This window comes from Paenibacillus silvestris (assembly GCF_009882985.1).
Taxonomy (GTDB): Bacteria; Bacillota; Bacilli; order Paenibacillales; family NBRC-103111; genus Paenibacillus_E; species Paenibacillus_E silvestris.
Genome location: NZ_WTUZ01000040.1, coordinates 686890 through 708184, shown reverse-complemented (window position 1 = coordinate 708184; position 21295 = coordinate 686890). Strand labels below are relative to the sequence as shown.

Below are 21295 nucleotides of genomic sequence, written 5' to 3'. Positions count from 1 at the left end.
AGGCTACTGGCCTTTCGGTTTTTTTTGATGAGCTTTGTTATAATTGAACTTTCCTTCGCAGTAAATTGACTTTCCCAAGCATTTCCTACACAATAATGAAGGAATCCGTGCATTTGCAGGGGATTTCAATCGTGAACGTGCAAGGTAAAGGAGACTATAATTTATGAAAACAACTTCACATATGGTTGAAAAAGAAATTGATGACCGTGCTGTGCTTGTCAGTCTGGTTACTCAGAAGCAAAAGCGCAATGAAGAGTTAGCTGAGTACTCGCTACAGGAATTAGTGAAGCTGGCTGAAACTGCAGGTGTGCAGGTTTTGGAAACGATGACTCAGAACAAAGAAACAAAGGATAGCAAATGGTTTATCGGCAAAGGGAAAGTCGAAGAACTGAAGCTTATGCTGGAGGAACTTGGTGGAAACACGGCGATATTCGATCAAGAGCTATCGGGTGCTCAAGTCCGTAATCTAGAGGCTGCACTAGATGTCAAAATCATTGATCGCACACAGCTCATTCTAGATATCTTTGCGCAGCGTGCCAAAACGCGTGAAGGTATTATCCAGGTTGAACTAGCACAGCTCAGCTATTTGCTCCCAAGGCTTTCTGGTCAAGGCAAGAACCTTTCCAGGCTTGGCGGCGGTATCGGTACGAGAGGTCCCGGAGAATCCAAGCTGGAGACAGATCGCCGGCACATCCGAGGTCGTATTGATGAGCTAAAGGCGCAGCTTGAAGAAGTCGTTCGTCATCGCACCTTGCACCGAGAGCGCCGGAAGAAAACCGGTGTGTTCCAGGTTGCTCTGGTCGGCTATACGAACGCTGGGAAATCAACTTTATTGAAACAATTAACGCAAGCCGACGTCTATATTGAGAACCAGCTTTTTGCTACCCTAGACCCGACATCACGGACAATGGAACTGCCAAGCGGCAAGGAGATCGTTCTAACAGATACCGTAGGATTTATTCAAAACCTGCCGCATGATCTCGTCGCTTCATTCCGTGCAACGTTGGAGGAGGCGAATGAAGCCGATCTCATTCTCCATGTCGTTGACAGCTCGACAGATATGCGCAACGAGCAAATGCGCGTCGTAGGCGAGGTGCTTAAAGAGCTTGGTGCCCATCAGAAGGAACAGCTGACACTTTTCAACAAAATCGATGCATGTCCCCAGGAAGACCGCGAATTGCTGACAACCGAAGGGGAGTTTCTGAAGATCAGCGCTTTCGACCAAGCGGATTTGGAGCGTCTGAGGAACACGATTCAAGAAAAGCTGATGGGGGATAGCAAAGAGTTTCGTATTCCAGCCGATAAAGGAGACATCATCTCTTTAATGTACCGAATCGGCGATGTACTTGAGACGGAAGTAGACGGCGAGGATATGGTGTTTAAAGTCCGAGTGAACAAAGATGATTATGTTAAAGTCGCTTATCAACTGGTCGCCTATGATCAGAATCCGCAGCATGAGGTTCAAGAGAACGAGGGAGAGATTTAATCATTATGCAATTTGGGGATAAAGTCATGTCGTTGATGGAAAGTGCAGAACGTCAAGTCGAGAGCGCTTTTCGTCACATCGAGAAAACAATAGATCTTAATCAATGGAAAGTGATTAGTGCTTTTCAGAAACATAAAGTAAGTGATTACCATTTTGCCTCTTCAACCGGGTATGGATACAACGATCGTGGCAGAGAGGTGCTTGATCTTGTGTATGCGGATAGCTTTGGCGCAGAGGCGGCACTTGTTCGTCCACATTTTGTGTCAGGAACGCATACGATCGGGACTGCACTGTTCGGTGTGCTTCGACCAGGCGAACATCTACTTTACATCACAGGGAAGCCCTATGACACCTTGCATAAGGTGATTGGCAAACCTGGTGACGGTACAGGCTCGCTGCAGGACTTTGGCATTGGCTACGATGAGGTAGCCTTGCTGGAGGATGGTTCGCCCGACTGGACGGCTATCGCAGCAGCCATTCAGCCGAACACGAAGGTGATCGGCATTCAGCGCTCTCGCGGCTACTCCTGGCGGCCGTCGTTCACGATCCAGCAAATCGGCGAGATGGTGCGATTTGTCAAAGAAGTAAACCCGAATCTTATCGTTTTCGTCGATAATTGCTATGGAGAGTTCACCGAGCAGCAAGAGCCGACGCAGGTTGGCGTCGATTTGATGGCCGGCTCACTGATCAAGAACCCCGGCGGCGGCATAGCCCCATCCGGCGGCTACATTGCCGGGCGGCAGGACCTCGTGGACCTCGCCGCCTATCGACTGACCGCCCCAGGTATTGGGGGCGAGGTTGGCGCCATGCTCGGCGCTACGCGAGCTATGTTTCAAGGGCTCTTCCTTGCCCCGCATCTGGTTGGGCAAGCGGTTAAGGGCTCGGTGTTCGCGAGTGCTGTCTTCGAACAGCTGGGCTTCGAGAGCCATCCGCGTTGGGACGCGCAGCGGACGGATTTGATTCAAGCGATCCGCTTTACGTCTGCGGATCACTTGATCACGTTCGTGCAGGGCATCCAGAAAGCGGCTGCCGTGGATTCGCACGTGGTGCCGGAGCCGTGGGATATGCCCGGCTATGAGCATCCCGTCATTATGGCGGCCGGGACCTTCATCCAAGGCGGCAGCCTCGAGCTGTCTGCCGATGCTCCGATTCGCGAGCCGTACATCGCGTACATGCAAGGAGGACTTACCTATTCACATTGTAAGTTAGGGGTGCTCACGGCAATCCAACATATGGTAGACAAGGGATTGCTTTGAAAAAATAAGTCTGTGAACAAACCTTACACTCCTTGACACGTTTTTGTTACTTAGGTACAATATAAGAGAGGTACTTAACTTTGCAGGAGTGATTAGCATGAGTGATGATATACGTAGAAATATGGCGTTATTCCCCATCGGGATCGTCATGAAGCTGACGGATCTAACAGCAAGACAAATTCGATATTACGAACAGCATGAGCTTATTATTCCTGCCAGAACAGGCGGCAATCAACGACTCTATTCCTTTAATGATGTTGAACGACTTCTTGAAATTAAAGACTTGATTGAAAAAGGTGTGAACATCGCAGGGATTAAGCAGGTGCTTATCCCAGTCGATAAAGACTCGGAAGATGCTACGATTTTGAACGAGCATACGGAAGTGAAGCGTAAGGAACTAACCGACTCCCAGCTGCACAAGATGCTTAAGCAGCAGTTGATAGGCGGGGGCAAGCGTCCAGATCAGGTTTCCTTGATCCAAGGGCAGCTTTCCCGGTTTTATAAATAACACTCCGTAAGCGCTTGTAAAATGAGAGGAGAATGAACGTGACCTACAACAATAACTATAACAAAGAAGATATTCTGCGCATTGCAAAAGAGCAAAATGTTCGGTTCATTCGCTTGCAGTTTACGGACTTGATGGGAAGTATTAAGAACGTTGAGATCCCTTTCAGCCAGCTTGAAAAAGCGTTAGACAACAAAATGATGTTCGACGGTTCTTCCATCGAAGGTTATGTGCGTATTGAAGAGTCCGATATGTACCTGTATCCGGATTTGGATACATGGGTTATCTTCCCTTGGGTAACGGAGAGCAAAGTGGCTCGCTTGATCTGTGATATCTACTTGCCGGATGGGCGCCCATTCCCGGGAGATCCACGCGCTATCTTGAAAAATGCGCTGAAACAAGCGGAAGAGCTTGGTTACACAGCGATGAATGTTGGTCCTGAACCGGAGTTTTTCTTATTCAAAACCGATGAAAAAGGTAATCCAACGACAGAGCTGAACGATCAAGGCGGATACTTTGATTTAGCTCCAATGGATCTTGGTGAGAACTGCCGTCGCGATATCGTGCTAACGCTTGAAGAGATGGGCTTTGAGATTGAAGCTTCTCACCACGAAGTAGCTCCTGGTCAGCACGAAATCGACTTCAAATATGCGGATGCAATTAAAGCAGCTGATCAAATTCAAACATTCAAGCTTGTTGTCAAAACCGTAGCTAGACAGCATGGTCTACATGCTTCCTTCATGCCTAAACCACTGTTCGGCATGAACGGATCTGGCATGCACTGTCACCAATCCTTATTCAAAGGTGATACTAACGCATTCTACGACGAGTCCGACAAGTTAGGTTTAAGTAATGTTGCAAGACATTATATGGCAGGTGTACTTCGTCATGCCCGTTCTTTTGCAGCGATTACGAACCCTACGGTTAACTCCTACAAACGCCTCGTTCCTGGCTACGAAGCACCTTGTTACGTAGCATGGTCTGCGAGCAATCGTAGTCCAATGATTCGTATCCCGGCTTCCCGCGGCTTGAGCACGCGTGTTGAAGTCCGTAATCCGGATCCGGCTGCGAACCCATACTTGGCGCTTGCTGTCATGCTTGCAGCTGGTCTAGATGGCATCAAAAACAAAATGCAGCTGCCTCCTCCAACGGATCGTAACATCTATGTGATGACCGAAGAGGAAAGAGAAAACCAAGGTATTCCAAGCTTACCGCTGAACTTGAAACAAGCTTTGGACGAGTTGCTGCGTGATGATGTGATCTGTGATACACTTGGCGAGCATGCTTTAGCTCATTTCTATGAGCTTAAAGAAATTGAGTGGGATATGTACCGCACACAGGTTCACCAATGGGAAAGAGATCAATATTTGTCCCTGTACTAGGATAATCAACAGCATTTGAAAACTAGATACGAAAGCCCGTCATAATTCAGGCATACCTGAACTGATGGGCTTTTTCATGCGAAGGAGTAAGAACTCATATGGATAACTTTTTAGTCAACTTAGAGAAATATGCGGAATTAGTCGTTAAAATTGGCGTTAATTTGACCAAAGGTCAAGACCTCATGATCGAGTCACCGATTGAATGCTTGGACTTGACGCGATTAATCGTTAAGAAAGCCTATGAAGCTGGAGCTAACTATGTTCAGGTCAACTGGCAGGATGACTTCTTGACGCGCGCTCGGTTAGAAACGGCTCATGATGATGCACTCGATTACTACCCAGTGTGGTACACAGATATGCTTGAGCGTTTTGTTGAGAATGGCGGCGCATTGCTGAATATTAAAGTGCCAGATCCTGATTTGTATGCCGGCATTGATCCTAGCGTGATATCCAGAGCTTCGAAAGCGATGGCAACAGCGCGTTCCAAGTATCAAAATTATGTGAGAACAAGTACGTTCAGCTGGTGCTTGATCAAGGCACCAACTGTAGCTTGGGCCTCCAAAGTGTACGCGGATCTTCCTGAAGAAGATCGAGTAGATGCCATGTGGGACGCTATCTTCCGGTTCAATCGTGTATACGAAAATGATCCAGTTAGCGCTTGGCGTGTACATATTGAGCAGTTGAAACGTGTTCGCAAGGTGCTGAATGATAAGCAATATGCAGCGCTGCAGTATCGGGCTGCAGGGACTGATTTGCGCATAGAGCTGCCAGATGGCCATATTTGGTTAGGCGGAGATAAGGCGAACGCAAGCGGGATTCGTTTTGTTGCGAATATGCCGACAGAAGAAGTGTTTACGATGCCCAAACGGACAGGCGTAAATGGGACGGTATCCAGCACGAAGCCGCTCAATGTGAACGGCGCATTGGTTGATAAGTTTTCGTTCCGATTCGAGGATGGTAAAGTCGTAGATTATAAGGCAGAAGTGGGCTACGAGCATTTGACAAGGTTATTGGAAATGGACGAAGGCGCCCGTTATTTAGGTGAAGTTGCGCTTGTTCCTTATGATTCGCCGATATCTAATGTGAACCGAATTTTCTACAATACAGGCATTGATGAAAATGCTTCCTGTCACCTTGCTTTGGGCAGCTGTTATCCGATTAATATGAAGGATGGAGCTTCTTTATCCAATGAAGAGTTGAAAGCAAGAGGCGGGAATACAAGCTTGATTCACGTGGATTTCATGATCGGGACAGCTGATCTGGAGATTGATGGTGTGCTGCAGGATGGCACCTTGGAGCCAATTTTCCGTGAAGGTAATTGGGCGCTTTCGTTTTAGAAGTAGCGTGAGCAGACTTTGGCCTTAAGCGAGGGACGAATTGTGAATCGTCCTTCGGTTTTTGTTCGTCTAGGGAACTGTGGTCCGTTATTTGCCTGAAAAGACGCATAATAAACAAGTGAGGGGAACTACAGTTCGCTATTTTGTTAATTCACTAGAAAAATTGAGCTATTGAGGACAAATAAGGGCCTGTAGTTCCGCTTAGAGAGAAAACGGCTCGTTTATCTCGAAATAGCGTATCCCAGTTCCCTTAAGCTGAACAATTAGCGAGATTCGTTTGGCGTAGAACGTAGATAAACGTAAAAAGGACCATCAGGATTAACCTGACGGTCCTTTTTACGTTTACATGTCGCGGAATAATCCGATGACACGGCCAAGAATTGTAACATTCTTCAATAGGATCGGCTTCAAAGCGGAGTTTTCCGGTTGAAGACGGATATGATCCTTCTCTTTGTAAAAACGTTTCACCGTAGCTTCATCGTCTTCTGTCATTGCAACAACGATGTCTCCGTTGTTCGCTGTTTGTTGTTGCTTGACGATGACATAATCGCCGTTATGTATGCCAGCTTCGATCATACTGTCGCCCATGACGCTTAGCATGAACACGTTGTTATCGCCAACCATGCTGATAGGAAGAGGGAAGTAGTCTTCAATGTTCTCAGTCGCCGTAATCGGCACCCCAGCGGTAACTTTACCTACGAGTGGAACACGTGCAACAGAAACTGCAAAATGGGTTTCAGCACCGTCTAACCCAAGGATCTCGATGGCACGAGGTTTGGTTGGGTCTCGACGAATTAATCCTTTCTTCTCAAGACGCTCCAAATGCCCGTGAACAGTTGAACTGGAAGCTAGTCCGACAGCCTCGCCGATTTCACGTACAGAAGGCGGGTAACCCTTATCTTTCACTTCGTTCTTAATGTATTCTAAAATAGCTTGTTGACGCTGTGAGATCTTACTCAATAGTTATCACTCCAATGCTGGGAATCATTACCCAAAGTATAACATAGAACCCGAGTTCGTACAAACATAAGTTCGAATAAATCGTTGACTCAAACATGTGTTCGTGTTATTCTAAAAACAGAACAAATGTTTGGGGGATGATTATTCATGTATATGGCCTATTCACACACTAACAATTCACGCACGCCTCATAGATCAACTGCCGCGTCCAAAGGGATCGCAACGAAATCGCGTTATACGAAAACAGTTATTCGGTTTCTATTCATTGCTTTGATTCTGGGGACAGTGTTCTCTTTTGGTGCTATGGTACAAGCTTATGCGGCAGTATCTTCCCCGACGAGCATTTTGTCAAATCACTCAGACACGAAGACAGTTGCCCAGAAGCAAGTCGTCATTCAAGAAGGCGATACGCTATGGGACATTGCAGCAACTCATAAGAAGAGCGGAGAGAACATTCGTTCCTATATAGATAAGATCAAGACGAAGAATCATTTAACTACAAGCTCTTTGCAAGAAGGACAAGTTTTATTGCTCCCATAATCATTACTTTCCTATGAAATGGAAATAGACATTAAGAGGCTAGGGTTTGTTCCTATGCCTCTTTTGGTTGTTTTCTTGACATTCCACTAGAGGGATGGCAAAGTAATACTCATATTGAATTTTTGAACTAGGAGGATCATTATGAGTGACAGTATGGAAAAAAATATCGAGCGCATTAATGAGCTTGCTCGTAAAGCCAAAACCGTTGGTTTAACAGATGCAGAAATCGATGAACGAAATGAACTGAGAAAGAAATATATTGAGGCGTTCCGAGGCAATCTTAAAGTTCAACTTGATTCCATCAAGTTTGCGGACGAAGAGTAGTTGCTTTTCATATAGAAACAACATTCAAAGGGGAAATGAATGATGACGTTGAAGGCTGTACTTTTTGATTTAGACGATACACTTCTATGGGATGACCGCAGTGTACAAGAAGCTTTTGAAGCAACTTGTGCCGAAGCAGCCAAACACGCGGCTGTCAATCCGGAAGAGCTGGAAGCCGCTGTTCGTAAAGAAGCCCGTGCTTTATACGAATCTTATGAACCTTTTTCATTCACCAAAATGATCGGCATTAACCCATTTGAAGGACTATGGGCTAATTTCACACAAGGCGAAAATGAGAATTTTCGCAAATTGGAACAATTAGCGCCAGGCTATCGTACGGAATCGTGGACTCGCGGACTTCGCGCGTTAGGCGTAGAAGATGCAGAACTTGGGTATAAGCTCGGTGAGCTTTTTCCTGCTGAACGCCGCAAGCGCCCGTATGTTTATGAAGAAACGTTCCGTGTGCTGGACGCTCTGAAGGGGAACTACAAGCTGCTTCTACTAACGAATGGATCGCCTGATCTTCAGAAAGAAAAATTAGCTGGCGTACCAAACATTTCATCCTATTTTGATCACATTGTTATCTCTGGGGAATTTGGAGTCGGCAAACCGGATGTTTCAATTTTCCAACATGCGCTGGAGCTTCTGGGGATTCAGGCGGAAGAAGGAATTATGATCGGTGATAAATTGACGACGGATATTCTGGGTTCCGGACGTGTAGGTATGCGCAATATTTGGATTAATCATCATGGCCTGCAAAGTGGAGATGAGATTGTTCCGGCAAATGAGGTATCACGACTTGAGGAAGTTTTACCGATTATCGCTAATGCTTAATGCATAATGCAAATAACGAGAAAGCCCAACAGCTGTAAGGACGAGTAGTCCTTCGCTGTTGGGCTTTTGTCTAAATAAGGAATTAAGCTTTGGTGAAAGCGGGATCTTCCACGTTGTAAGCGACCCAGCCATCTTTTTCAATGAAAAGGCGAACAGCAACGATTTGGCGATTATCCATCAAAGTGAAGAAGTGGTTCGTGTTCTCAGGAACCGAAATAACATCCCCTGGCTCGAGTTCAACATCGAAATAGCCGATTTCTTCGGATTTAATGATGAAGATCCCTTTACCAGAAACGATTGCGCGAATTTCATCTTCCGTGTGTGTATGAACTTGTTCGAACTTCGTAAGCAGTTCTTCGATATTCGGTGTCGAGTCGGACAGGGAGATCACATCCCAAATTTCGTAGCCGCGTCTAGCTGCTAAATCACGGATTTCGGATTCATAAGTGCTAATGATTTCAGCTTTCTCTTCATCATTAAGGACGAATTTCTCGCGAAGAGCTTCAGGGAGTTTGTTCGCATCCCAGTGTTCATATACAACTTGTTGACTATCCAAGAAGGCTTTGACTTGCTCTTCGCCTTCGATTCGTTCGTTGGTATTGCGAATTCTAATTTGTGCCATGCAGCATCCCTCTTTCTTAGTAAATATACTTGTATTATAGTGGAAATGATGTTCGCTGTCGATGCAAGATCATAAAATTATCCGATAAAACCTATAGGTATTTATGATAATTCAAAATCTTTTCATAGAAGCCGTATTCTGTTACACTAAATCTTAACATAATTTGTCGATTATTAATTATTTATGACTTAAGGATAAGTTGAAAGGGAGTCAATTCATGTCTAAACCACCGATTCAAGAGCAGCTAAAGAAAAAGATCATGATCCTCGATGGCGCCATGGGTACCATGATTCAGCAAGAGAATTTAACCGCTGAAGATTTCGGAGGCGATGAGTTAGACGGCTGTAATGAAATTCTATGCGTAACTCGCCCAGATGTGATTCGTAAGATTCATGAAGCTTATTTCGCCGCAGGCGCGGATATGATAGAAACGAACACGTTCGGAACAACAAGTGTAGTACTTGCAGAATATGATTTGCAAGACCGTCACCGCGAGTTGAACCTCGCTGCAGCCAAGTTAGCGATCGAAGCAGCGAACAAATATTCAACACCGGAATGGCCGCGATACGTCGTAGGGGCAATGGGGCCAACGACCAAAACCTTATCCGTGACTGGAGGCGTTACGTTCGACCAGCTGGAGGAAAGCTACTATGAGCAAGCTTTAGCTTTATGTGAAGCTGGTGTTGACGCGATTCTTCTGGAAACATCACAAGATACTCTGAACGTGAAAGCTGGAAGCATTGGTATTCGCAGAGCTTACGAAAAGTTGGGCTTTGAGCTTCCAATTATGATTTCGGGAACGATTGAACCCATGGGGACGACGCTGGCTGGGCAAAATATCGAGTCGTTCTATATTTCACTTGAACATTTGAAACCCATCTCAATGGGGTTGAACTGTGCGACGGGTCCTGAATTCATGAGGGATCACATTCGAACGTTGTCGGGTATTGCAGAAACCGCAATCAGTTGTTATCCGAACGCCGGATTGCCAGATGAGAACGGTCATTATCATGAATCGCCAGAATCCTTGGCTAAGAAAATGGCCGGTTTTGCCGAGCAGGGCTGGCTCAATATTGCTGGTGGATGTTGTGGGACAACACCGGAACACATTCGTGCCATGGCAGAAACGCTTAGCGAATACAAACCAAGAACGGAATATGGTACACATTTACCCGCTGTATCGGGGATTGAAACGTTATTTATCGAACCTGAAAACCGTCCAATCATGGTCGGCGAACGAACGAATATTTCGGGATCGCGGAAATTCAAGCGTTTGATTAAAGAAGGTAAATTTGAAGAAGGTTCAGAAATTGCGCGTAATCAAGTGAAGAACGGTGCACACGTCATCGATATCAATTTACAGGATACGGATATTGACGAGGCTTATGCGGTCGAAGAATTCATGCAGCAGGTGGTCAAAAAGGTGAAAGTGCCTTTGATGATTGACTCTACATATGATCACATTATCGAGCTTGGGCTTAAATACTCGCAAGGTAAAGCGATTATTAACTCCATCAACTTGGAGGACGGCGAAGTGAAATTTGCCGGGATTTTACCACTCATCCATCGATATGGGGCTTCTGTTGTTTGTATTCTTATTGATGAACGCGGCCAGGCAGTCTCGCGTGAAGCAAAGCTTGAAGTGGCAACTCGCTCTTATGAGCTGCTGACAGGGAAATACGGGATGAATCCCGAGGATATTATTTTTGATCCGAATATGTTCCCTGTAGGATCGGGGGATCCTCAGTATATTGGATCTGCTGTGGAAACAATCGAAGGCATTAAACTGATCAAAGAGAAATATCCAAGAGCCAAAACCATTCTCGGTTTGAGCAATATTTCATTCGGATTGCCGGATGCTGGGCGCGAAGTGTTGAACTCGGTTTATTTGTACCATTGTACGAAGGCAGGTCTCGATTATGCGATTGTGAACACAGAGAAGTTGGAGCGTTATGCCTCTATTTCGGAGGAAGAGCGTCAACTGGCTGAGGAACTGATTTACAATACCAATGATGAGACTTTGGCGAAATTTGTCGCTCATTTCCGTGAGAAGAAGGTCGAGAAGAAGGAGAAAATCTCCAATCTTTCCTTGGAAGAGCGCCTTGGTTCTTATGTGGTAGAAGGGACGAAGGAAGGGCTAATTCCAGATCTTGATATTGCGTTGCAAACTTATTCACCTCTGGAAGTAATCAATGGTCCGTTAATGAAAGGGATGGAAGAAGTAGGCCGATTATTCAATGGCAATGAGCTGATTGTTGCGGAAGTGCTTCAAAGTGCTGAGGTAATGAAAGCCTCCGTTAATTATTTGGAACCCTTTATGGAGAAATCCGAAACAGCTGTCAAAGGTAAAATTATCTTGGCAACCGTAAAAGGGGACGTGCATGATATCGGTAAAAATCTTGTCGAGATCATCCTGTCGAATAATGGTTATAAGATTATAAACCTTGGGATCAAAGTACCGCCAGATCAAATTGTTGATGCACAGCGCAGAGAGAACGCAGATGCGATCGGTCTATCGGGTCTATTGGTAAAATCCGCACAGCAAATGGTTATTACCGCGCAGGATCTACGTACAGCAGGTGTAGATGTGCCGATCCTTGTAGGTGGCGCCGCGCTAACGCGTAAATTCACCAAAACACGTATTCAACCGGAATACGAAGGGGTAGTGCTCTATGCGAAGGATGCCATGGACGGTCTGGATATTGCCAACCGACTAAGCGATCCTGAGCAGCGTAAACGTCTCATTCAGGAACTAAGAGAAAGTCTGGAATCTGATGTCATGGATACTGGCAAGAAAGAAGAGAAACAGCCTCAGCTTACGCGTGTAAGTTCGTCTGCTGTATCCAAAGACCTACCTGTGCAAGTCCCGCAAGATACGGAACGTCATATCATGAGAGATTACCCAATTAGCCATCTCATGCCGTATGTGAATATGCAAATGCTGCTCGGCCATCATCTCGGTCTCAAAGGAAAAGTCGAAGCCCTGCTTAGCGATAAGGATTCGAAGGCCCTTCAGCTCAAGGATACGGTCGATTCCATTCTGTATGCGGCTCAAAATAACGGGATCATTAAAGCTCATGGGATGTACCGCTTCTTCCCCGCTCAATCGAGCGGAAACGATGTTATCGTCTACGACCCGCAAGATCACAGTAAAGTTCTTGAAACCTTCACGTTCCCGCGTCAAGACAAAGAACCCTATCTGTGTCTGGCTGACTACTTGAAGTCCGTAGAGAGTGGTGAGATGGATTATGTGGGCTTCCTGCTTGTAACAGCTGGGCATGATATCAATGAGCTGGCCAAGGAGTGGCGCGACAAAGGGGATTACTTGAAATCTCATGCGCTGCAGGCGACAGCTTTGGAAGTAGCGGAAGGCTTTGCAGAACGTATCCACCATATTATGAGGGATGTTTGGGGGATTGCGGATCGTGTTGATATGACGATGCAAGAGAGATTCGGAGCCAAATATGTCGGACAACGTTTCTCCTTCGGTTATCCAGCATGTCCTAATCTCGAGGATCAAGCCAAGTTGTTTCATCTTCTGAAACCTGAAGATATTGGCGTTGAGCTGACAGAGTCGTTCATGATGGAGCCGGAAGCATCGGTTTCAGCAATCGTGTTTGCCCACAAAGAAGCGCGTTATTTCAATGTAGGCTAAGAAAAAGTTATGGCACAAAGCGAGGCAGCTTGCCCGAACACGATGTTCGGCGGCGTCCTCGCTTTCGGTGTTACCAACAGTGATTTTCATAGAGATTGGGGTTTTAGATCGTGGAACTATATTTTTTGGGAACTGGGGCAGGCATGCCTTCCAAGCAACGGAACGTGACATCGATTGCACTTAACTTGTTGGATGAACGGGGTACTTATTGGTTGTTTGATTGTGGAGAAGGCACTCAACAGCAGATTATGAACTCTCCCGTGAAGCTCGGGCGTACGGAGATGCTGTTCATCACTCATTTGCATGGGGATCATTTATACGGATTGCCAGGCCTGTTAACAAGCCGCTCGTATTTGGGAGGCGATACCCCGCTTACCTTGTTTGGCCCGCCAGGGCTTAAACGATTTGTTGATACGGCTCTGGAAGTTAGCGGCGCGCATCTGACCTATGCGCTGAAGATTGTGGAAATCGTGGAAGAGGGACTCCTATTCGAAGATGAAACATTTAAGGTTGAAACGGCTCGTTTGGAGCATCGAATCGAAAGCTTCGGCTTTAGGGTTATTGAAAAGGATCAACCCGGCAAGCTGATGCTGGATAAGTTGACGGCGCTCGGCATACCAGCCGGGCCGATCTACGGCAAGCTCAAGCAAGGGCAGACGGTGCAGCTTGAGGATGGGAGCACGCTGCACGGCGCCGATTTCTTGGGTGCGCCGATTCCTGGACGCATCGTTGTTATTCTCGGCGATACCCGTTACTGCAGCGGGGCACAGCTTTTGGCACGAGACGCCGATGTGCTCGTTCATGAGGCGACTTTCGCCATGGATAAGCAAGAGTTGGCTTATTCTTTTGATCACGCGACTTCAACGGATGCGGCGAGGATTGCTCAGGAAGCGGGAGCGAATGCGCTGATTATGACGCACATCAGTTCTCGCTACCAAGGAGACGCTGTGCTGGAACTGCTGCAAGAAGCGCAGCATCATCACAGCAATAGTCATATTGCCAGAGACTTTTGGAGCTTTGAAGTGCCGCGCAAAGGATAACATGCAGGGAAGAGACTATCTCGGAAGGTCAGAAATGGCTGAAGGATGGTCTCTTTTTTATGAGGCGGGTCGTGTACCTATGTTTTGAAAGAGTCATTTTCGCATTTCTGGCTCATACACTATCCAAAAGGTGTGTAGACTGAGGTGACGAAATGGGGATTGCAGCAGCGGAAATACTGCTTTCTATCTTTATGTCCTCGATATTTTATGTTATGTTAAGGGAAATAAGAAATGCTTACAAAGACTCTGGATGACCTTGGTTTTGAGCGGAAAGGGAGAAAACATGCTTGGTTTTGCCATTTTACTAGCTTTTAATTTCATAGGCTATGTGATCCAAATGGGCCTGCACCTGCCGCTACCTGGCAACGTGATCGGGCTCATACTATTTACCGCGGCCTTATTCGCTAAGGTTGTTAAGCTTGAATGGGTGGAAGAAGCCGCGTCGCTGCTCACTAGGCATATGATGCTTTTTTTTATCCCCTATACGGTAGGTATTCTCTTGTTTCTGCCTATCATTGGAGCGAATCTAGTTGCCATTTGTGGTGGAATCGTTGGCGCGACTGCGGTCGTACTGATCGTAACTGGATGGATATCATCTAAGCTAGGTAAGGAAGGGGAAAAATATGGCGGGTAATATGCTGCAGCACCCCTTATTCGGACTAACGTTAAGTGTACTGATTTACGCATTCGCGAATGTGATGTATCAGCGATGGCGGTTTATGCACCCGCTTTTTGTATGCACAGGACTTATTATTCTTATTTTAGTTGGTTTTCGAATTCCTTTTGAGGACTTTAAACGTGGGGCGGATGTACTGACTCTTCTGCTTGGACCAGCGACAGTGGCGCTAGGTGTCCCGTTGTATAAATACAGATCCTTGATTCGCTCCAATTTAAAACGTGTCATGCTTAGCGTATTGGCAGGATCCATCACCGGCATAGCATCAAGCGCAGCTATAGTTGGACTCCTTGGCGGCAGCCAGTCCATTATTCTTAGTATGCTGCCTAAGTCAGTTAGCTCGCCAATCTCGATTGAAATCGCTACACGGTTAGGGGCGATTCCAGAGCTTACAGCCGTTCTGACGACGATGACGGGCCTGTTTGGCAGTATGTTTGGCACGCGTTTGTTGAACTGGCTGAAGATTAGAGATGACATCTCAATCGGGATTGCTTTAGGGACGGCTGCGCATGGCATTGGGACGGCCAAAGTCGTCAAAGATTCGGAGCAGCAAGGCGGTTTTGCCGGATTGTCTATGGCGATCTGTGGCATCATGACATCTATTTTATTCATACCTATCTATTACTGGCTCAAATAATGTTGCATTCCGTAAAACCGTATTTCGTCGAAGCGACGAATGCGGTTTTTTTTCATTTCCAAACATTACAAATTTTTTACAATACGAAAATGAACCCTTAATAAACCTCTGCTACGATGAGGAAGTGAGAATCCAGTGGAAAGGCGTGAAGAAGATGAGTGGACCCCTTCTGAATACGGCGCCTCAGCAGGCCAAACTAGTTGTTAGGCTTGCAAGCAGCGCAGATGAAATTGAGCAGGCCATGAGACTAAGGTATCAGGTTTTCGTTGAAGAAGAGAAAAACATGCGAATGCTCAATGAGGAAGGTCTTGAAAAAGACGCTTATGATGCGTACTGCGATCATCTCATTGTGAAAGATTTGGACACGGATCAGGTTGTTGGTACATATCGTCTGCTGCCAGGAGATCGTGCCCTTCAAGGTATCGGCTTTTATTCGGAAACCGAATTTAATTTAGCGGCATATGCTGCTTATAAAGAACAGACGCTTGAGTTGGGCCGCAGCTGCATTGCACCGGAGTATCGCGGCGGTAAAGCGATTCAGCTTCTGTGGGAAGGAATTGCCGGCTATATTACGGAACGAAATTATTCCCATTTAATTGGCTGCGCTAGCGTACATATGAGTAACTTAGATGATTTAAACCTCATTTATACGATGCTGCTTCAAAAACAGGTCATTACAAATAGGTATGGCATTGAACCGTTAGATACTCACCGGATACCCGGACTTGCTCGATTAGAAGTCGAATGTAATGAGAAAGATGTGTTTCGTAAGCTCCCTCCACTCATGAAGGGCTATCAATGGCTCGGGGCTGAAATTGGCGGAGATCCGGCGTATGATGAGCTATTTGAGACCGTTGACTTTTTTATTATTTTAGAAAAAGAGCGGGTTACTAGGCGATATAAACGTCATTTTCTAACAACGTAGGCAAGGAGGATTTGCATTGTATGATTGGATCGCCAAACTAACTTCAGATGAACATAAGCTGGCACGGATCGAACGAATGCTGCGAATCATTCCGCTTTGGGTTTTGCATGCGGTGTGTACGTTTATCTCTTTTGTTGGTTATGTTGCTTTGCGCAATAGCTTAGTAAAACGCGTGGAACATAATATTGCTGACTTGCTGGATGGCATGCCAAAAGGTGCAATTCGCGCGATTTCTAAGATTTATATGGAAAATGTTGTGTTTACGCTGGTTGAGATTCTGTTCTTATCTACGCGCTTGTTGAAATTGCAAACGCCAAATTTCGATGTGCAGGGTGAGGAGCATCTTCAAGCGGCCCAAAGTCGATCGGACGGAAAGGGTTTCATCGTCTATACGCCGCACATTGGGAACTTTTTCTATTACTACTGGTATTTGACTCGAAAATATGATTGTTTGACTGTTGCATCAGCAGGCAGTCCAGAGCTTAGACCGCTTTATTATAAATTTGCTGCCTTGGGCTGCAAGGGACTGGATTATGACAGTGTCCCTCCTCTGGAGATGTATCGGACACTGAAGAAGCATTTGCAGAATGGCGGCGTCGTGTTTCTGCTCGGAGATTTCTGGCGCTCCTCGTTTCCGTTATCTCGGTTCTTCGGGAGATTAACACGCACGCCTGAAGGTGCGGCCATGCTTGCACATGATTTGCGAATTCCAATTGTACCGTTTTACGGGCACCGTACTCGCGGCTTTAACCATAGGCTCATCTTTGGTTCACCGCTTTATCTTCAAGCTGAGTTCCGGGGACACGATGCACGTGCTGAGGCGAATCTGGTGCTGAACGGGTTCATGGAACGGGCTATACGTGAGCAGCCGGGCTCTTGGTTCTATTGGTTCAATGTACATGAACGTTGGGAAGAGAATTCTGTCACAAATGCCGATCAAACGACATCATCTGAAGTGGGATAACACACACATAAGACAAAGGACGGGTGATTGACACATGGACACAGGAAGCCATTTATTGTTCGGCGTCACCTTAGCAGGACTTGCTTGCTTGGAGCCTGTCGTATCGCAAGATCCGAATTTGACCCACGCAATTCTGGCCGGGACGCTCATTGGTTCGCATGCCCCTGATTTTGACACGATTGCAAGAATCAAAGGATATACGAACTATTTGCGTGTTCATCGAGGAATTACCCATTCCTTGCCAGCACTATTTGTTTGGCCGATTGTGCTCAGTTTGCCGCTTGCTGCTATCTTTGGGGTATGGGATCATTTCTTTAGTTTGTATGTGTGGACTTTGTTGGCTGTTGTTTTTCATGTGTTTTTGGACTTATTTAATGTATATGGCGTTCAGTGTTTCCGGCCGTTTTCTTCCAAATGGCATCATCTTGATACCCTTTGTCTCTACGAGCCATTCCTGTTCATACTGCACACGGCTGGCGTACTCATTTGGATTTTTGTCTGGCATGGCAGTGGGGGGCTTCATATCGGGGAAATGTTCGCGCTGATTTATGTAGCGACTTTCTTTTACATTGCGATTAGAAGCGAGCAGCGGAAACGATTTATCAAGTTGGTGAAAAAGGAACTGAATCTTGAAAACGGGATATGTCATCTTATTCCCAGTCTCAGTTGGTTTCGTTGGCAATTCGTCATTGAGAGCGACACGCAGTTTTACTTGGGTGAAATTCGGAATGGTTCTGTCGAGATTGAAGTGGAATATAGCAGAATCGACTATAACCAGGAACAGTCACATCCGATTGTGCAAGCTACTCTGTCAACGGATGGCGTTCGAGCTTTCCTGCACTTTGCACAGCGCATCCATGTATGCTGGACCGAGAAAACGGACGGCTATGAAGTGCAGTGGCGCGATGTTCGCTTCTGGCATCAACGAAAGCTGCCTTTTGGAGTGAACGTCCAGCTGGATCGGGACATGAACGTTGTCAGCGACACACTTGGATGGGATAAAAAGGCGTGGGACCCGCCATACGTTTAAGGTTGAGAAAAGATTAAGAAGCCTTGCTCCTATAAGGGAGTGAGGCTTTTTTGACATTTTGTGAAAGAGTCACAAATTGAGCCCTGATTGTCATTTTTTATGCAGGGAAATCGAAGGTTTGAGTCGAAAATATGGTACAATAGTCCTATGTGATAGGTCTTGCGTAAGTTGAAATATGAATGCTAGGAGCACATAAGATGAATAGAAGAGAGCCCCGTGAAGAGGGATTTACGCTGATAGAGGTTTTGGCTGCGACGGTGATATTGTCTGTGGCTTCCATGGCGATGATGGCGTTTTTCATCAACGCGATGTCCTATAATAAAGGGAATCAGAATAAGACGGTGATGGTGAATTTGGCGAGGAATGCCTTGTTTTATATGGAGAAGCAGAATTTCAATCAGGTAGAGAAGTATTTCAGTCAAATTGGCGAATCGGATGGGAAAGATCCTATAATGACAATGGAAAATTGTATAACCATTTCCAATAACGGGGTGTCCTGTCATCTGCCTTTAAAGAGTGAACTGTTAAATGGCTTTTCTGGTATTGGCAATGTGTTGCGTCCCAGTGTAAATGGGAAAGAATACGATATTACCATAACTTATCAAACTGATCTTGAAAAGGGACGAGCAGATGATCCTTCACCGACTACAGAAGATAGAATGAGTAAATATTTAATTCCAATTAGAGTGAGTGTAAAAACACTTGGTGCTGTTGAAAGTTTGAGAAATCAGACATACGTAGAAGGATATGTGACTAATGAGAAGATTCGTTGATTTTGCCAGAGAAGAAAGAGGGCTTTCCCTTGTAGAGTTGATAGCAGCATTGTCTATTTTATCATTAGTTATGGGGACTATTTATTCCGTCATTACGTTCGGATTTACAGCATACAACAAAGTCAACGTAGAAAATTCTTTGAGAGATGAAGCGGATATTCTGATGTCCTCTGTTATGACGCAGTTGTACACATATGGACCAGAGTATGTTTCGAATATAGTCAATGAAAATGGTATCGAATTATCTAGAACAACTCAGCCGAACAATGTCGTTATTCCGAGTAAACAAATAAAAATAGCTAATTCTTCGCTATATATAGCTGATTCTAGTGCTCCTATCGAAACTGGTAAGGTCGACAATTTGAAGTCAGCCTTACTGAATGGATCATCGATTCAATTGGATTGTGGCAATGCGAGCGCTTGTCGTGATGGATTGATACGGATAACACTCGTCTTGGAGCAAGAAGATCAGAAACATATTAAACATCAATTAAAGATGGAAAGCAGATTTGGGTTTTAGGAGGTGGGATTGATGAAACTGTTAAAAGAGGAAAGAGGCTCAGCGCTTTTGATCGTGCTGTTCATGATCTTGATATTTACGCTTCTAGGTTTAACAGTACTTAGCGCTAGTATAGGTGGGGCTACCAGAACTCAGACGAAACAGAAGGATGTGCAGAGTTTACATCTCGCAGAAAAAGCTCTGAATGAAGCAGTAGCTAGAATTAAAGCAACATTGGACGGGAGGGAAGATATCAATCCTGATGCGATAGATGCCGAACTGAGAAGTATGTTTCCAGGTATCGAAGCGAACACTGTTAAAACTGAATTTTCAAGTGCACCTACAACGGAAGCGGAACTTATCGATGAGAATGATGTTCATCAGATTGAAATTACTGTCACGGCAAACATCGATGGAACCGAACGGAAGCTGAAACAGATTGTCGGGATTAACGCCTTTCCTGACGTCCTAAATTATGCAGCAGGTTCTGAAGGGAATCTGATTTTGAACGGATCTCCCTATTTTCTTGGAGGAGACCTCTATGCAGGTAAAAAGTTACAAATAAAAAACCAAGCGGAATACATTTACAACAGTGAAAATGGAGCCATTAGTACAGCGAATGTAGGGAAGTATTCTTATCTAGAAGGCAGAGCTTTTGTGCAATCGCTTGACGATTTTATATTTTGCAATGCCACGTTAACTCCCAATTGCTCTCCAGATCAATTTGTAAGTATTAATTCAACCAGCGACAAGGGGACTACAACAATACCGACAGTTCTTGGTGTGCAGAAAGGCAACGTGGAACTAAAGACACAAGAGGATTTCGTGCAGTTAAATATGGACGAATCTTTCATAGATAAAGTTACAGAAGCCGTAGGTGGTAATGGAACAGAAAGAGCAATCATTAAGAATAATTACTTCTCGACAGATGTGATGGCTTTTAAAAATTATTTGAAAAGTAGAACAGATAAACTTAAGCCAGCTGTGTTTGAAGATTTAACTGACCCAGACTATGAAGTGAAGAAAACTAAAGATATTGAAAGTATAAACGATAATGCAGGTTTATCGGGAGGTTCTTATCTCTACAATGGCAATTTCAACATTGGAAATGGTTGGGACTTTAAGCAACTAGTTTTTACAAAGGATTCTAAGGGGCAACGCGATCCGATCGTACCTAAATCAACTTATTTCACTAGTAATTGGTTTATTATTGATGGCGATCTGAATATTGACAACACACCAACGGATAACATCGCACGAGATCCAATCAAAATTCGAGGTAACATCCTTGTAACTGGAGATGTCAACATCAAAGGTGATGTCACAATGGATGCAACGATGTTTGTGTTAGGAAGTACGAATATTTTAGATGCCAGCATTACAGGTCTAGAAGAAGTTGGACAAATTAATAAAGAACTTGTCTTACTCTCGAAAGGTGAAATTTTGATATCTAGGATAAATTCTTTTAAAGACTTACCTAGTGCGGGGTATAAACGAGATGTGGCTAAAAATGAGAATATTACCAGGTTGGATGCTTTCTTCTACACGGATTCCAATGCAGAGTTGTATGGGGTTGGCTCCGTATTCTGGATACGGGGTGGTTTTTTTGCCAAAGATGACCTAGTCATCAACGCTGTGCGAGGAAACACAAAAGAAACGGGCGATTTGTCTTCCCTCCTCATTGCTCCTGGTCAAGATAACCTGGGGAATCCATTTTCAAGGTTTATTATTGAATATAACAAGGACATCTTTAATCACCAGCAATCTGCGCTACCTCGAGTAAAAGGGATCAACTTATCTAGAAGCAAAAAAGTTTTGGTCAAGTAAAAAAGCATTCTTCCGTATCATGA

Annotated in this window: 20 protein-coding genes; 18 read left to right on the top strand and 2 right to left on the bottom strand. The window is 45.2% G+C overall.

The window, feature by feature from the left end; translation table 11 throughout:
- Nucleotides 1–163: 163 nt before the first annotated feature.
- From hflX to GQF01_RS35235, 5 genes are all read left to right on the top strand, one after another.
- Entirely contained in the window at nucleotides 164–1486 is a 1323-nt protein-coding gene (hflX, locus tag GQF01_RS35255) for a GTPase HflX (RefSeq protein WP_161411979.1), read from the top strand.
- A 35-nt stretch (nucleotides 1487–1521) separates the two neighbouring features.
- Nucleotides 1522–2742: a methionine gamma-lyase family protein gene (locus GQF01_RS35250; protein ID WP_235960881.1), complete on the top strand. Its 1221-nt coding sequence runs from the start codon at nucleotides 1522–1524 to the stop codon at nucleotides 2740–2742.
- A gap of 97 nt (nucleotides 2743–2839) precedes the next feature.
- A complete protein-coding gene (locus GQF01_RS35245) occupies nucleotides 2840–3250 on the top strand; it encodes a MerR family transcriptional regulator (protein ID WP_145655132.1) in 411 nt (136 codons plus the stop codon).
- Nucleotides 3251–3288: 38 nt separating this feature from the next.
- Complete coding sequence (gene glnA, locus GQF01_RS35240) at nucleotides 3289–4629, top strand: type I glutamate--ammonia ligase (protein ID WP_328803597.1); 1341 nt, start codon at nucleotides 3289–3291, stop codon at nucleotides 4627–4629.
- Between the two features lie 98 nt (nucleotides 4630–4727).
- Nucleotides 4728–5966, top strand: coding sequence for an aminopeptidase (locus tag GQF01_RS35235; protein ID WP_161411976.1), 1239 nt, complete (start codon nucleotides 4728–4730; stop codon nucleotides 5964–5966).
- A 342-nt stretch (nucleotides 5967–6308) separates the two neighbouring features.
- On the opposite strand, the gene lexA is transcribed toward GQF01_RS35235, so the two are convergent.
- Nucleotides 6309–6926: a transcriptional repressor LexA gene (lexA, locus tag GQF01_RS35230; RefSeq protein ID WP_161411975.1), complete on the bottom strand. Its 618-nt coding sequence runs from the start codon at nucleotides 6924–6926 to the stop codon at nucleotides 6309–6311.
- A gap of 147 nt (nucleotides 6927–7073) precedes the next feature.
- Here lexA and GQF01_RS36515 point away from each other — a divergent pair, with 147 nt between their 5' ends.
- The 3 genes from GQF01_RS36515 (at nucleotide 7074) to GQF01_RS35215 (ending at nucleotide 8624) form a co-directional block, all read left to right on the top strand.
- Nucleotides 7074–7466: a LysM peptidoglycan-binding domain-containing protein gene (locus GQF01_RS36515; RefSeq protein ID WP_235960823.1), complete on the top strand. Its 393-nt coding sequence runs from the start codon at nucleotides 7074–7076 to the stop codon at nucleotides 7464–7466.
- Between the two features lie 141 nt (nucleotides 7467–7607).
- Complete coding sequence (locus GQF01_RS35220; RefSeq protein ID WP_161411974.1) at nucleotides 7608–7790, top strand: DUF896 domain-containing protein; 183 nt, start codon at nucleotides 7608–7610, stop codon at nucleotides 7788–7790.
- Nucleotides 7791–7832: 42 nt separating this feature from the next.
- Nucleotides 7833–8624: an HAD family hydrolase gene (locus GQF01_RS35215; protein ID WP_161412123.1), complete on the top strand. Its 792-nt coding sequence runs from the start codon at nucleotides 7833–7835 to the stop codon at nucleotides 8622–8624.
- An 82-nt stretch (nucleotides 8625–8706) separates the two neighbouring features.
- On the opposite strand, the gene GQF01_RS35210 is transcribed toward GQF01_RS35215, so the two are convergent.
- Nucleotides 8707–9246: a 1,2-dihydroxy-3-keto-5-methylthiopentene dioxygenase gene (locus GQF01_RS35210; protein ID WP_161411973.1), complete on the bottom strand. Its 540-nt coding sequence runs from the start codon at nucleotides 9244–9246 to the stop codon at nucleotides 8707–8709.
- A 217-nt stretch (nucleotides 9247–9463) separates the two neighbouring features.
- On the opposite strand from GQF01_RS35210, the gene metH reads away from it, so the two are divergent.
- The 10 genes from metH to GQF01_RS35160 all read left to right on the top strand — a co-directional run bounded on the left by metH (nucleotide 9464) and on the right by GQF01_RS35160 (nucleotide 21272).
- On the top strand, nucleotides 9464–12901 hold the full coding sequence (gene metH, locus GQF01_RS35205) for a methionine synthase (protein WP_161411972.1): 3438 nt from the start codon (nucleotides 9464–9466) through the stop codon (nucleotides 12899–12901).
- Between the two features lie 110 nt (nucleotides 12902–13011).
- A complete protein-coding gene (rnz, locus tag GQF01_RS35200; protein WP_161411971.1) occupies nucleotides 13012–13941 on the top strand; it encodes a ribonuclease Z in 930 nt (309 codons plus the stop codon).
- Between the two features lie 262 nt (nucleotides 13942–14203).
- Nucleotides 14204–14575, top strand: coding sequence for a CidA/LrgA family protein (locus GQF01_RS35195; RefSeq protein ID WP_328803596.1), 372 nt, complete (start codon nucleotides 14204–14206; stop codon nucleotides 14573–14575).
- Complete coding sequence (locus GQF01_RS35190; RefSeq protein ID WP_161411970.1) at nucleotides 14565–15254, top strand: LrgB family protein; 690 nt, start codon at nucleotides 14565–14567, stop codon at nucleotides 15252–15254. The genes GQF01_RS35195 and GQF01_RS35190 overlap by 11 nt, the downstream gene beginning before the upstream one ends.
- 154 nt (nucleotides 15255–15408) lie before the next feature.
- Nucleotides 15409–16179 (top strand): GNAT family N-acetyltransferase, encoded by a 771-nt coding sequence (locus GQF01_RS35185; protein ID WP_161411969.1) that lies wholly within the window; start codon nucleotides 15409–15411, stop codon nucleotides 16177–16179.
- A 16-nt stretch (nucleotides 16180–16195) separates the two neighbouring features.
- A complete protein-coding gene (locus tag GQF01_RS35180) occupies nucleotides 16196–17143 on the top strand; it encodes a lysophospholipid acyltransferase family protein (protein WP_161411968.1) in 948 nt (315 codons plus the stop codon).
- A gap of 34 nt (nucleotides 17144–17177) precedes the next feature.
- Entirely contained in the window at nucleotides 17178–18173 is a 996-nt protein-coding gene (locus GQF01_RS35175; RefSeq protein ID WP_161411967.1) for a metal-dependent hydrolase, read from the top strand.
- A 197-nt stretch (nucleotides 18174–18370) separates the two neighbouring features.
- Nucleotides 18371–18946 (top strand): type IV pilus modification PilV family protein, encoded by a 576-nt coding sequence (locus tag GQF01_RS35170; protein ID WP_161411966.1) that lies wholly within the window; start codon nucleotides 18371–18373, stop codon nucleotides 18944–18946.
- On the top strand, nucleotides 18930–19466 hold the full coding sequence (locus GQF01_RS35165) for a prepilin-type N-terminal cleavage/methylation domain-containing protein (RefSeq protein WP_161411965.1): 537 nt from the start codon (nucleotides 18930–18932) through the stop codon (nucleotides 19464–19466). The genes GQF01_RS35170 and GQF01_RS35165 overlap by 17 nt, the downstream gene beginning before the upstream one ends.
- Before the next feature lie 12 nt (nucleotides 19467–19478).
- The gene (locus tag GQF01_RS35160) at nucleotides 19479–21272 is read left to right on the top strand and encodes a pilus assembly PilX family protein (protein ID WP_161411964.1); all 1794 of its coding nucleotides are present in this window, start codon (nucleotides 19479–19481) and stop codon (nucleotides 21270–21272) included.
- Nucleotides 21273–21295 lie beyond the last annotated feature (23 nt).